The sequence below is a fragment of the Candidatus Zixiibacteriota bacterium genome (assembly GCA_040752595.1).
Lineage (GTDB): Bacteria > Zixibacteria > MSB-5A5 > WJJR01 > WJJR01 > JACQFV01.
Map to the genome: position 1 here is coordinate 14,795 of JBFMGX010000035.1, position 13,211 is coordinate 28,005.

At 62.3% G+C, this 13,211-nt stretch carries 12 protein-coding genes; 11 read left to right on the forward strand and 1 reads right to left on the reverse strand.

Annotation, left to right across the window (positions count from 1 at the left end):
- Positions 1-134 precede the first annotated feature (134 nt).
- The 9 genes from hrcA to AB1792_09175 all read left to right on the forward strand — a co-directional run bounded on the left by hrcA (position 135) and on the right by AB1792_09175 (position 8,902).
- Positions 135-1,169 (forward strand): heat-inducible transcriptional repressor HrcA, encoded by a 1,035-nt coding sequence (gene hrcA / locus AB1792_09135; protein ID MEW5702378.1) that lies wholly within the window; start codon positions 135-137, stop codon positions 1,167-1,169.
- The gene (locus AB1792_09140; protein MEW5702379.1) at positions 1,166-1,735 is read left to right on the forward strand and encodes a nucleotide exchange factor GrpE; all 570 of its coding nucleotides are present in this window, start codon (positions 1,166-1,168) and stop codon (positions 1,733-1,735) included. Before hrcA ends, AB1792_09140 begins: the two co-directional genes overlap by 4 nt.
- A 220-nt stretch (positions 1,736-1,955) precedes the next feature.
- Positions 1,956-3,884, forward strand: coding sequence for a molecular chaperone DnaK (gene dnaK / locus AB1792_09145; GenBank protein ID MEW5702380.1), 1,929 nt, complete (start codon positions 1,956-1,958; stop codon positions 3,882-3,884).
- Positions 3,885-3,970: 86 nt separating this feature from the next.
- The gene (gene dnaJ / locus AB1792_09150; GenBank protein MEW5702381.1) at positions 3,971-5,137 is read left to right on the forward strand and encodes a molecular chaperone DnaJ; all 1,167 of its coding nucleotides are present in this window, start codon (positions 3,971-3,973) and stop codon (positions 5,135-5,137) included.
- A gap of 144 nt (positions 5,138-5,281) precedes the next feature.
- The gene (locus AB1792_09155; GenBank protein MEW5702382.1) at positions 5,282-6,052 is read left to right on the forward strand and encodes an RsmE family RNA methyltransferase; all 771 of its coding nucleotides are present in this window, start codon (positions 5,282-5,284) and stop codon (positions 6,050-6,052) included.
- Positions 6,049-6,420: an HIT domain-containing protein gene (locus tag AB1792_09160; protein MEW5702383.1), complete on the forward strand. Its 372-nt coding sequence runs from the start codon at positions 6,049-6,051 to the stop codon at positions 6,418-6,420. Before AB1792_09155 ends, AB1792_09160 begins: the two co-directional genes overlap by 4 nt.
- A 162-nt stretch (positions 6,421-6,582) precedes the next feature.
- Positions 6,583-7,263: a class I SAM-dependent methyltransferase gene (locus tag AB1792_09165; protein ID MEW5702384.1), complete on the forward strand. Its 681-nt coding sequence runs from the start codon at positions 6,583-6,585 to the stop codon at positions 7,261-7,263.
- 395 nt (positions 7,264-7,658) lie between these two features.
- The gene (gene rpsU / locus AB1792_09170; protein ID MEW5702385.1) at positions 7,659-7,850 is read left to right on the forward strand and encodes a 30S ribosomal protein S21; all 192 of its coding nucleotides are present in this window, start codon (positions 7,659-7,661) and stop codon (positions 7,848-7,850) included.
- A gap of 401 nt (positions 7,851-8,251) precedes the next feature.
- Entirely contained in the window at positions 8,252-8,902 is a 651-nt protein-coding gene (locus AB1792_09175; protein ID MEW5702386.1) for a CvpA family protein, read from the forward strand.
- 445 nt (positions 8,903-9,347) lie between these two features.
- On the opposite strand, the gene AB1792_09180 is transcribed toward AB1792_09175, so the two are convergent.
- Positions 9,348-11,558, reverse strand: a complete 2,211-nt coding sequence (locus tag AB1792_09180; GenBank protein MEW5702387.1) for a tetratricopeptide repeat protein — start codon at positions 11,556-11,558, stop codon at positions 9,348-9,350.
- Positions 11,559-11,825: 267 nt separating this feature from the next.
- Here AB1792_09180 and AB1792_09185 point away from each other — a divergent pair, with 267 nt between their 5' ends.
- A complete protein-coding gene (locus AB1792_09185) occupies positions 11,826-12,596 on the forward strand; it encodes an energy-coupling factor transporter transmembrane component T (GenBank protein MEW5702388.1) in 771 nt (256 codons plus the stop codon).
- Positions 12,578-13,211 (forward strand): tRNA pseudouridine synthase A (locus tag AB1792_09190; GenBank protein MEW5702389.1); only part of this gene is annotated, 634 nt, incomplete at its 3' end. The genes AB1792_09185 and AB1792_09190, both read left to right, overlap by 19 nt.

A 13,211-nucleotide genomic window follows, 5' to 3' on the forward strand; every position in this document is an offset into this window, starting at 1 on the left:
TAAAAGGATTAGCACTCGCGCCGGGCGAGTGCTAAAGTGATGCCGCTGGGCATGTGCATTCTTGGTGGGATGACCAAGCGGGATGTCCGGCAATGAATTGACTGGTTGGGCAAGAGCGAACTGAGACGGTTCCCATGGCGTTTGAGCATCTCAGCGGTCGCGAGCAGGAGATTCTCCGTGTCCTGATCGAGCACTATGTGGCCACCGCGGAACCCGTGGGATCCAGAGTCCTGGCCACCCGGTATCGGATTGGGCTGTCGCCGGCGACGATCCGTAACACGATGCAGGATCTGGAGGAAATGGGATTGATCCGCCAACCCCACACGTCGGCGGGACGCGTGCCGACCGACGAGGGGTATCGCGTTTTCGTCGACAATCTGCTGGAGCCGCAGCCGGTTCCCAACGATTTGGCGCGTCGGCTACGGGAAGAGATCGCGGCCGCCAGCAAGCGTGCTGTCGATGAGATTCTCGAACAGACTGCGCACGTGCTGGCCGGAGTCACATCGCAAATCGGCGTGACTCTGGCCCCGAGCTTCCAGAAGGGGACTGTCTCGCACATCGAACTGATCCCGGTGGCCGAGCGGCGGATGTTGGTGGTGCTGAGCATCCAGTCCGGCCTTGTGCGGACCATTCTGTTGGAAGTCTCTTCCGACGTCGATCGCAAGACCATCGAGGCCACGCAGTCGGCTCTCAATGAGCGTCTGGCGGGACAGCCCTTGGGATCGATCAAGTCCACCGCCGCCGAGCGGATGAAAGGCGATTCCCGCGCCGATGCCCGTCTCGTGCGGTTGTTCATCGATGCCGCCGAAGACCTGGTGGAGCGCCCGCCGGGCGAAGCCTTGCATGTCAATGGCACCGCGAATCTCTTCACCCAACCGGAATTCGCCGATCACGAAGTCCTCGGCGGCGTTTTGCGCGTGATTGAGGAGCGCACCCCGATCGTCGAGCTTCTGCGCAGTCGCGGCATGGGGGAGGGGATCGTCGTCACCATCGGCCGCGAGGTCAGTCTGCGCGGCGCCGAGGGATGTTCCCTGGTGTCGGCCAGCTATCAGGCGGGACGCATCGAAGGAACGATCGGCGTGATCGGGCCGACGCGCATGGAGTACGCCAAGCTGGTGTCCGTGGTCGACTATGTCGCCAAATTGCTGTCGGAGCAGATTGAATCGTGACCGATCCTGATCCCCAATCTCTGCCTGCGGACGAGACCGCGTCGGTGAACGGGGAACCGGCGGAACCGGCGGCGGATCAAGCTGGAACGCCGGTCGTCGAAACCCCTCCAGAGGCGCCGACAGAGGACTGGCACGATCGGTATTTGCGTCTGGCGGCTGAGTTCGACAATTTTCGCAAGCGCTCGGCACGGGAATTCGGCGAGTTGGTCCGGACCGCCGAGCGCGACTTGATCCTGGAACTGACCGAGGTTCTCGACAATCTCGGCCGGGCGGCGGACGCCGACCACAAAGGGGAATCGGTCGACCAGTTCGCCAAAGGCGTGGCGCTGATTCGCGATCAACTCCGGCAGGTCTTGGAACGGCGCGGCCTGGAGCAGATGCAGTGTGTTGGTTCACCTTTCGATCCGGAACAACACGACGCCATGCTGCGTATGCCATCCGATGATCATGCCGAAGGGCTGGTGGCGCAGGAGGTATCACCTGGCTATCGCCTCGGCGGCAAGGTGCTCCGCCACGCCAAGGTGATCGTCTCGCAAGGGAAGGCGGAGGAGAATCAGGAACCGTAGGGGCGACACGTTGCGTCGCCCACGTCAGCCCAAGGGCTGACGGGCACAGGAACGAAGGCGAACAGAGTAGGGGCGCGCGTGCCACGGACCTTGGTCCGTGGGAATGATGATATGGATGGAGGAGGACCACTGACCAGGGTCAGTGGCACGAAACAGGAATCGTAGGGGCACGGCGTGCCGTGCCCACCTGTGCTATCGACAAAACGGAGGACTGATCATAATGGGTAAAGTCATCGGCATCGATCTGGGTACCACGAACTCCTGTGTCGCCGTGATGGAGGGCGGCCAGCCGACCGTCATCCCCAACGCCGAAGGGGGGCGCACCACGCCGTCGGTCGTCGCCTTTACCAAGGAGGGTGAACGGCTGGTCGGGCAGATCGCCAAACGGCAGGCGATCACCAATCCGGAAAACACGGTCTTCTCGATCAAGCGGTTCATGGGACGCCGCCATTCCGAAGTCGCCTCGGAGGAAAAGCTGGTCCCCTACAAGGTGACCGAGAATGCCTCGGGGGATGTGCGTGTCGTGGCTGGCGGCAAGGAGTATTCTCCGCCGGAGATTTCCGCCTTGATCCTGCAAGCGATGAAGAAGGCGGCCGAGGACTATCTCGGCGGCCCGGTCACGCAGGCGGTGATCACCGTGCCCGCCTACTTCAACGATTCCCAGCGTCAGGCGACCAAGGACGCCGGACGCATCGCGGGACTCGAAGTGTTGCGGATCATCAATGAACCGACCGCGGCCTCACTGGCATATGGCCTCGACAAGAAGAAGGATGAGAAGATCGCCGTCTATGATCTCGGCGGCGGCACCTTCGACATCTCCATTCTTGAGCTGGGCGATGGCGTCTTTGAGGTCCGTTCGACCAATGGCGACACGCACCTCGGCGGCGATGACTTCGATCAGCGGATCATCGACTGGATGGCCGATGAGTTCAGGAAGTCGCAGGGGATTGATCTGCGCAAAGACCGGATGGCGTTGCAGCGCCTGAAAGAAGCGGCCGAGAAGGCGAAGTGCGAGTTGTCGACCACGATGCAGACCTCGATCAATCTACCGTTTATCACCGCCGATCAATCCGGTCCCAAGCATCTTGATCTGACGCTCTCGCGGGCCAAACTGGAGTCGCTGGTCGAGGACCTGCTGCAGCGTACCGTCGGACCGTGCCGTCAGGCGTTGAAAGACGCCAACTGCGCGCCCTCCGACGTCGATGAGGTTGTGCTGGTCGGCGGCATGACGCGCATGCCCAAGGTCCAGGAGATCGTCAAGGAGATCTTCGGCAAGGAGCCGCACAAGGGCGTCAATCCCGATGAAGTGGTCGCCGTCGGCGCGGCGATTCAGGGCGGCGTCTTGGCCGGGGACGTCAAGGACGTGCTGCTTCTGGATGTCACGCCTCTGTCGCTCGGCATCGAGACGCTCGGCAGTGTGATGACGCGGCTGATTGACCGCAACACGACAATCCCGACGCGCAAGTCGCAGATATTCTCCACCGCCTCCGACAGTCAGACCGCCGTGTCGATCCATGTCCTTCAAGGCGAGCGGGAGATGGCGATCGACAATCGCACGCTCGGTCGCTTCGATCTTGTCGGCATTCCCCCGGCGCCGCGCGGTGTGCCCCAGATCGAAGTAACCTTTGACATCGACGCGAATGGCATCGTGCATGTCTCGGCCAAGGACATGGCGACCGGCAAGGAGCAGAAGATCCGGATCGAGTCGTCCAGCGGCCTCTCCGAGGAAGAAATCAAGAAGATGGTCAAGGATGCCGAAGCGCACTCCGAGGAGGACAAACAGAAGAAGACACTGATTGAAGCACGCAACAAGGCCGACCAGATGGTCTACACGACCGAGAAAACGCTGAAGGACTTCGGCGACAAAGTCGGCGCCGACGATAAGACGCGCATCGAAGCGGCCATCGAGAAGGTCAAGTCGGTTCAGACCGGGAGCGATGCCAAAGCCATCGATGACGCAGTCGAAGAACTGATGCGCGCCTCGCACAAGCTCGCCGAGGAGATGTATCGCCAGAAGACCACCGAAAGTGGCTCTGGCGCCGGTCCATCAGCCGGTCCACGCCCAGAGCCATCGTCCGCTTCCGGTGGCGGCGATGGCGGCCCGGTCGACGCCGATTTCGAGGTCGTCGACGACAAGGACAAGAAGTAGGTTGGGTGCTCTGCGCCCGCCAAGATGCTGATGTAGGGTGCGTGCTTTGCACGCACCGGCCGTTGTGAGCGAAGGTGCCGACGCCGGTGAACAAACGGGACTATTACGATATCCTCGGTGTTGACCGCGACGCCGACACCGAGGAGATCAAGAAGGCGTACCGCAAGCAGGCGGTGCGCTTCCATCCCGACAAGAACCCCGGGGACAAGTCCGCCGAGGAGAAATTCAAGGAAGCGACCGAGGCGTACGAGGTCCTGAAGGACCCCGAGAAACGCCGGACCTATGACCAATTCGGCCATGCCGGGTTGTCGGGCGCCGCGGCCGGGCCGGGTGGGTTTGGCGGTTTCTCCGGCTTCGATATCAACGATGCCCTGCGCGCCTTCATGCGCGACTTCGGTGTCGGCGGCGGGTTTGAGGACCTTTTCGGGATGGGTGGCGGACGATCGCGGGCCCAGAGCGGCCCGGTCGGCGGCGCCGATCTGCGCGTGCGTCTGAAGCTGACCCTGGAGGAAATCGCCCACGGGGTCGAAAAGAAGATCCGACTCAAAAGACTCATTCCCTGCGACGACTGCCATGGCACCGGCGCGGCTCCCGGTCACAAGCCGGTGACTTGCCCGCAATGCCATGGCACCGGCGAAGTACGGCAGGTCTCGCGCTCGATCTTCGGACAATTCGTGAATATCTCGACCTGTCCGCGTTGCCATGGGGCCGGTGAAACCATCGACAAACCGTGCCCCACCTGCCGCGGCGAAGGACGGGTCGAGGGGCACTCGACCATATCCGTCGATGTTCCTCCCGGAGTTTCCTCGGGAAACTACATCACCGTTCGCGGCGCCGGCCATGCCGGTCCGCGCGGCGGCCCGTCCGGGGACGCCATCGTCCTGATCGAAGAGCAGGACCACGAGCAATTCGAACGCCACGGCAATGATGTTTTGTACCGTCTGCCGATCAGTTTTTCGCAGGCGGCGTTGGGCGACTCGGTCGTCGTGCCGACGCTCGATGGCTCGGTGAAGTTGAAGATCCCCTCCGGGACACAGTCGGGACGGCTGTTCCGCTTAAGAGGCAAGGGAATCCCGCACCTGCGCGGCGGCGGTTCCGGCGATCAACTGGTGCAGGTCTTTGTTTGGACGCCGACCGATCTTTCCTCTGATGAGCGCGCGCTGCTGGAAAAACTCAGCCGTTCTCGCGGCGGCCAGCCCCCCAAGCCCGACCGCTCGTTCTTCGACAAGCTCCGCTCCGGCTTCGGGGGGTGACCTCTCTGTTACAGACACACGTCTCGCCGGGCGGCCACACAGGGCCGCCCCTACGAACACGTGGCAAATCGGCCGTAGAGGCGGGCCTGTGTGCCCGCCCATTTTCATTGCCGGGGAAACCGGATCATCACTTCTTCGATGGGCATGACCTACCGCACCCGCCAGCGCTCCATGCAGGCCCCCGGGTTCTTCTGGACGCCGCCCGACTATGTGACCGGCGACATGCTCAAGGTTGTCGGGCCAGAGGCGCGCCATGCCGTGACCGTCTGCCGCCTGCGCAAAGGCGAGATGATGACGGTCACTGATGGCGAGGGGAACGCTTACGATTGTGAGATTGTGAGTGCAACTCCGCGTGAAGTCGTCGGCAGGATCATCCGGGAGCACCGCCATCTGGGTGAGCCGATTGCGCAGGTGACACTCGCGGTCGGCATCGGCAAACCGCAGTCGTTCGATTGGATCGTCGAGAAGGCGGTCGAACTCGGCGCGATACGAATCATTCCGGTCCAGGCAGACCAGTCACCAGCCGGCATCGGCGGAGCACCGGTGGCTCGACGCAAAGTGGAGCGTTGGCGTCGTCTGTCATTGGGTGCGATGAAGCAATGCCTTCGTTCTGTCTGGCCGGAGATCACGACTGTGACCTCGCCCGGTGAACTGGCCGAGATGATCACCGATCATGACATCACTTGGTTGGCAGACGATGATGGTGTTGCGCTGGGGAATGCCGCGGATTCGACCCCGACGCCGCGCCGGACAGTTGTGATTGTCGGCCCCGAGGCCGGGTTTACCGACGCCGAACGTCGGCTCTTGGTCGAGGCAGGAGTCAGACCCATTCGTCTGGGATCCCGACGCCTGCGTGCCGAAACCGCCGCCATCGCGGCGTTGACACTGGTGATGCACCATCTGGGAGAACTATGACCCTCACTCCTCCACCGTCGCGCCCCGATCGTCCCTTCGATCCCGGTTGCATCTTCTGTCGTATCATCGCCCGTCAGGCGCCGGCGAAGATCCGCTATGAATCGGACGATGTCATCGCCTTCGATGATCGCCGTCCACAGGCGCCGACGCACGTTCTGATCTGTCCCAAAGCGCACTACCCGACCTTCATTGACACGCCTCCGGATGTCCTCGTACAGATGAATGCGCAGATCAAAGCCGTCGCCGACGTGCTGGGATTCCTCGACCGCGGGTTTCGCCTGATCGTGAACAATGGCCCCGAGTCGGGACAAATCGTCTATCACCTGCATTACCATTTCCTGGCCGGGCGACAGATGGGGGGATTCTGAGCGACTGGTGACAATAGCGTGCGTGCTCTGCTTGTGGCGAACGGAGTCGGCCGCACGCACCAACAGCGGGTTGAAAACCCGCTGTCCTCGAAACACCAACGTCCTGCGGACAGGGGGCTTTCAGCCCCCTGACGGCGGGAAAAATCCGCGACAGGGCGACAAGTGAGCGACTACTACACCGACCACCTCTCCGCCGAACGCCTCCGCCGCGTCTATGAGATCGCACCGCCACGTGTGCGGCAGTATCTCGAGGCCGAAATCGATCACGTGGCCGGGAATATCCGTCCCGGCGACGTCGTTCTCGAACTCGGATGCGGATATGGGCGCGTCGTCCCACGCTTGGCGGCGAGGGCGAAAGCGGTGATCGGAATCGACACGTCCCTTGCGAGTCTGCGAATGGGACAGGACCTCCTGCGCGGTATCGGCAATTGCCACCTGGCATGCATGAATGCTCTTCATCTCGGCTTTGCCGATCGCACCTTCGATCTCGTCGTCTGCATCCAGAACGGGATCTCGGCATTCCATGTCGATCAACGCGCCGTCATCTGCGAGGCCGTCCGGGTCACGAGACCCGCTGGACTGGCGCTGTTTTCGAGCTATTCGGAGAAGTTCTGGAACGACCGCTTGGACTGGTTCGAACGTCAGTCGGCAGCCGGTCTGCTTGGCGAGATCGACCACGACAAGACGCGCGACGGTGTGATCGTCTGCAAGGATGGCTTCACCGCCACGACCGTCACCCCGGAGTACTTCCGCTCATTGGTCGATGACCTCGGCGCCGAGGTGCGAATCGACGAGGTCGATGAGTCCAGCGTCTTCTGCGCGATCACGATTCCCCATCCGTAGGGGCACAGCGTGCTTGTCCGCCTCGGGCGGGCCGTGCCCTCACTTCCGCGGGTTGAAAACCCGTGTCCTTGAAGTACAGTGACGCCGGACAAGGGCTTGAGGCCACTGAGGAGCCCGCCCCGGAGACCGGTGTCGGCGGCACAACAGATTGTCGCTCAACTACTTGAAGGGAGTGCCCGGAACGATAGAGAAACCATGGGCATCGCTGACGTCAAGTTCCGACGCTCCAAGTTCGACTTCTCATTGACATTTTCTGCGCCCCCACCGTAATTCCGTTCGGCAGGGAGGGGTTGGTGTGCCCTCCGGGAGGCGGCCGCTAAACGGTTAACAGGAGTCGAGTTCGGCAAGAACCCTATAACGCACAGGTACCGGTTTGAAAGGAGTTGAACGCTTGGATGACCGGCGTTCGCGTACGCGACGATGAGAGTTTCGAGAAGGCCCTGAAGAGATTCAATAAGACATGTGAGAAAGCAGGGATATTGTCGGACATTAAGAAACACCAACACTTCGAGAAGCCATCGGACCGCAAGAAACGGAAGCTGAATCAAGCCAGACGGCGCAGTCGCAAACGGAGCTACAACGAGTAATCGGCAGGGAAACGCTCGTTCACGGTTCTGAAGAACAGCCGCAACTGGCGCAGTACGAAAGACACGGGCAGTCCTTCAAGGGGGCGGAAAAGGCCGGGGGGCACAAGATCGCAAGCGCTTTGGCGGGGTGAAGTAGGCCCGGCCGATGCGGTGCGGTATAGCATCACTACAGCATAATCGTGCGGGTTGGCCGGCGATCAAGACCAGCCGACCCGCCGACATAGCCAATGGGTGGCGGGAGCTTCAATCTCCGGCCGCCGGAGTGTGTCTCTGGGGGATCAGGACGATCCTGTTCACGGGAATCACAGCGGCTTGAACGGTCCCATTCGAGGCAGCATCCCATGGCGGTGGGATGCCGGGTTGCCTCGTTCCAGGCGTTGCCAGGCCGCAGGAGGCGGGGCATGAATCTCATCGATCTGGTGCTCTTGATCGGCGTGGTGGCCTGTGCGGCCTGGGCGGCCAAACGTGGCTTCCTGCGCATGCTGTTCATCACGCTGGCGCTGGCTGTGGCCATCATCATCGCCGTGCACTACAATGACGGTTTCACCCGGGAACTGGCGGCCTACTTCCATGCCTCACCGATCTGGGTGTCGATGTGGGCCTTCGTACTCTCGTCCATGCTGCTGTTCGCCCTGTTCCGCCTGTTGGCGCGGTTGTTCTCACGCGCCGTCAATGTGCAGAAGGTCGGCAAGTACGACCAATTCGGCGGGGCGGTCGTCGGCCTGATTTTCGGGTGGGTGATGATGGGGTATCTGCTGTTTCTGGTGATGTTCCTGCCGCTGCCCTATGCCTTGGAACAGAAGTTCGACACGACGGTGTTGGCCAACAAGATGGGGGCCTCGATCCCCTTCCTCTATGAGGCCTCCGCCAAGCTCCATCCCTCGCAGGACGACTTCATGGCCAAGATGGAGCAGTCGCTGTCCGGTGCGATGCAGTACGCCAAGTCGACGCAGAGCGCCCGTCGCCGGGCCAAGAGCGGCGCCACCGATCAAGCCCGAGTCAATGACTTCCTCGGCCGTATCGAACGCTATTTCGCCTCGACCGATTACTAGCGGGAGGCTGAGAAAGGACCATCCATGTCATTCTGAGCCCCGTCGCTCTTTGGCGGGGCGAAGAATCTGCTTTTGGTTTCATGGGGCGAAACAGCAGATCCTTCGTCCGCCAAAGGCGGACTCAGGATGACAATGGTGGGACCGATCCATGTCTTCTGCGTTTTTCAGCAACCTGCCGGAATTGGCTGCATGGTCTCACGAAGACCGTGGCATCTGGCCATGACTTGGGTGAGCAAAGGGCTTAAGCCCCTTGTCTTCCGGTCTTGGCGATGATCAGTGGGAGCTATCAACAGGGCGCGGATTCCGCGCCCTTTGCGTTTTGTCCTGTACGTCAAACCCGTATGTTCTCAAGAGCATCTGACCGAGCGGAGGCCAGGTGCCCTGCCCCATTCCGCCGGAGGCCGAATCGGGCGAGGGTGTCCTTCGTTTATTCTGCTGGAGGCTCTCAGTGAGCCGCGCCGAGCACTGAATCGATCTTGGCAATCAGCCGTAGCGCGGTCGCGTTCTGCGGCTCATGCTTCAGGACTTCCTGCAACTGTGCCCGGGCCGCTTCAACGGAATCGGCACGCACGTAGGCCACGGCCAGATTCACCCGAACCGCCCCGGTCAACGGCTGCAAGAGTAGCGCCTTGCCGAGTACCTCGATGGCCGGTAGTGGCTGCCCGTTTTCCAGGTACACCGCACCCAAGTTCGCCCAACTCGTCACACTGCCGGGCGCATGCGCCGTTGCGGTCTTCAGAAGACGGATGGCTTCGGTGTAGTTCTTGGCGGCGGTGAAGATCAGCGCCAGCGCATTGTAGGCCGGGGCAAAGGCCGAGTCCCCCGCGACGGCGGCGGCATAGTGCTGGACCGCAACGGGGATCTGTTCCCTGGCCCGCGCGATGTCCCCCAGGTTCAGATGCGGCTGCCCGAGATTGGGGTTTGTGCGGACGGCGATGCGAAAACACCCTTCGGCTTTGCCGGTGTCGCCCTTGCCGAGATAGGCCAGCCCCATGTTGTTGATGACTTCGGCATCGCTGCTCCGGTGTCTCATGTAGGTGAAGGAGACGGCCACAGCGGAATCGTACTCTTTCACGCGCACCAGATCGTAGGCGAGATTGCGCAGGGACGCCAGGTGAGACGGGTCAATCGCCAGCGCCTTCTCGTACACTTCGACGGCCTGGGCATAGTCGCCCCGACGGTCCAAGGTGAGGGCTTCCTGGTAGAGCGTGAAGGTGGGATTGGCCATGATCCGTTCGACAATCGGCCGGTTGAAGACGAACAGGTGAATCGCAACGACACCGCCGATCACCAGCCATTTCAACGTCTTCCCCGTGCGCATATACTCGACCAGCGTCCAGGCGATGGCCACGGCGAAGAGTACCATCATCGGCAGAATCGGCAGACGGTGTCGCGCCGTCACCAAAAACCCGATCACCGTCAACGCATAGAGCACGGTATAGACCATCAACGGCCGGGTACGTGACGAGACCCGCCACGCCAACGGTATTCCCAATACCGCCAGCGGTGCAATCAACCCATAGGGGAAGTAGATGCCGAAGTGCCAGATGAGTCTCCGCAGGAGCGATGAATAGCGCGTATACGCGTAGATATCGGTCTGGTCCCCGGTCTCATAGCCGTTGAACAAATAGTAGGTCTTCTTCAGGATTCCCCAGGTGGCGGCCAGGGGGTGTGCGGTCATGTAGGCCAGCGCGCGTCTGGTCCAGAACGAGGACACCTCGGAGGGGCGGAGCGACCTGCCGGCCAGCGCCGATGCGATCGAATCGGTCGTGCGGACAAACTCGTTCCACTCCACGGATTCGTCGAGCGTTACCTCGGGCATACTCATCGTCAGCCCATCGGCTTTGGGGTTGTTCCCAAGGTAGAGGTTGACGCCACCCTGGTAGGAAATCAGCACCGGGTCGTTCCCGACCATGAAGTTGCGTGCCGTCACGGGAACAATCGGCAGGAGCGCTCCCAAGGTCACAGCCAGGGGGCCGCTCCAGCGCTCCCGTCGGGTGCGCGAAGGCCGGTCGGCGGGAGTCCAACTCCACATCCAGAAGGCCGGAAGGGCCAACAGGATGTTGGGGCGCGCGATCGCCGTGAGTCCCACCACGATGCCGACCGTCAGCCAACGCCAGAGGCGAACGGGTGTCTGCCCATGTTCCCGCATCGCCAGCCAAATCGCCAGAAGCGTGAACGGAACGACGATGACCTCGATGAGAAGCTCGGTCTCGTAGTAGATCATGGTCCCGTAGATCGCCCAGATCAGCCCCGCGGTGATGCCGACGCGCCGCCCGAATCCCCGGGCGCCGATGAGGCAGACCAATACGGCGGACAGTGAGCCGATCACCGCCTGAGCCAGTCGGATCGGCCAGAGTCCGTCGCCGAACAACGTGATCCAGATCCCCAGCAGGTAGGGATAGAGCGGGGCGCGATAGAAGACTCCGGAGCCCAGCCAGTCCCCGGCGGCGATGCTCTTGGCCCAGAGGTAGTGCCAACGGGAATCGACGGTCGGATCGAAGAACCCGGGGTTGTTTCGCGACAACTGCCAGAGCACGATCACACGGGCGAGTAAGGCCAAAACGAAGATCGCTCCCAGCCACAGAGCGTCTCGCGCGTTTCTCGGGCTGAAATCACCCGTACCGTCGGTGACCCCGGCAACGGGCCTCGGCATACCTTCGGGCTTCTGTTTCTGGCGGGCCATGGGGCGTATTATACGGCTGCGGGCCGGGGAATGGAATCGTCGGATGGTCCCTGAATCCCCGACAGCATGGGCCGGATGCCCTTCGTTCATGGAACAGCAGGTTCCTCGCTTCGCTCGAAACGACATGCTTACCCGGACAATGGGAATCCCCGCCACCACGAGCGGAGCGAGGGGTCTGCTTCTTGGGGGACTGGGCTCGTTGTGAATCCGGTCCGGCCGACACACGGACAGCACGGCATGGTCATTCCCCGCATCGATCCCCGAGCCGCCGGACTGGTCTTCCTGTCGACTGCCGTGTGGGTGATCGCGACCACGTCGGTTGCCGGTGGTCTCGCTTGGGCACTGGGTCTGATTCTGCTTCTCGCGGGAATGTCGCGTCAGGGACACGCGTCTGCACCGCTCCCGCGCCGTTGGCTCGCCTGGACCTTGCTGGTCGCGGTGGCAACCGCGCTGTTGTATGCGATTTTCGTGTCGGCAGGCGATGACATCGTCCTTCAGTGGGGCATGCTCAGACTGACCGAGACCGGCCTGCTCCTCGGTATGCGGATGGGCCTGCGCCTGATGGCCCTGGCTGTGTTGGCCGCGCTCGCGGCTCTGGTAACCGCACCGTTGGGAATGGCGGCGGGGGTGACGCGGACTCTGCTTCCGCTCCGACGCGTCGGTGTACCTGTCGAGACCATCTTCTACTTTGCGTTCTTCGTGCTGCGGATGTTCCCGCTCTTGGTTCGGGAGAGCCACGCGATCCGTTTGGCGCAACAGGCGCGCGGGATTCGTTTCGCGGGATCGCTGTGGGCACGGTGGCGGTCGCTGCCGGCGCTGTTGGTCCCGGTCTTCGCGGCGGCGCTCCGTCGCGGCGACCAGCTCGCGCTGGCATTGGCCGCCCGCGGGATGGATGTGCGCCGCACCCCCGCGATGGTTCTCGCCCTCCGGTTTCGCGGCATCGATTGGTTCCTCTCCGTGGTTGTGTTCGCGGGATGGGCCGCCTGGCTATGGTTCCGGCTTCACTGAAGGACTCAATCGTGCGTTATCGCCTCGATCTTGCCTATCACGGCCGTGACTTCCATGGCTGGCAACTCCAGCCGGGACTGCGCACCGTGCAGGGGGAGTTGGAAACATGGCTGGGACGGCTCTTGAGAGTGGGATCCCCCGTGGCCGTGACCGGCGCCGGCCGCACCGACACCGGCGTTCACGCCGCCGGGATGGTGGCGCACTTCGATGCCGACGCTGGTGTCGGGCCGGATGAACTACTGGAACGACTGGGCAGGGCGCTGCCGCCCGATCTGGTTGTGATCTCCGTAGTCCCGGTCGACCCGACGTTTCACGCGCGCTATAGCGCCACCGGCCGCCACTACAGCTACCGGATCGCCACACGACCCACGCCGTTCGGCCGCGATCGGCACTGGCTGGTCACTGCACCACTGGAACGCCGCTTGCTGGACGATGCCGCGGCTATCATTGTCGGGAACCGTGATTTCTCCGGCTTCTGCCGTGCCGCGTCCCGCAAGGAGAGCAGTCTCTGTTGCGTGACCGAGTCATCTTGGCAAAGCGAGAAGGAGCTGCTCGTCTATCACGTTCGCGCCGACCGTTTTCTGCATGAGATGGTACGCCTTCTGGTCGGGACGA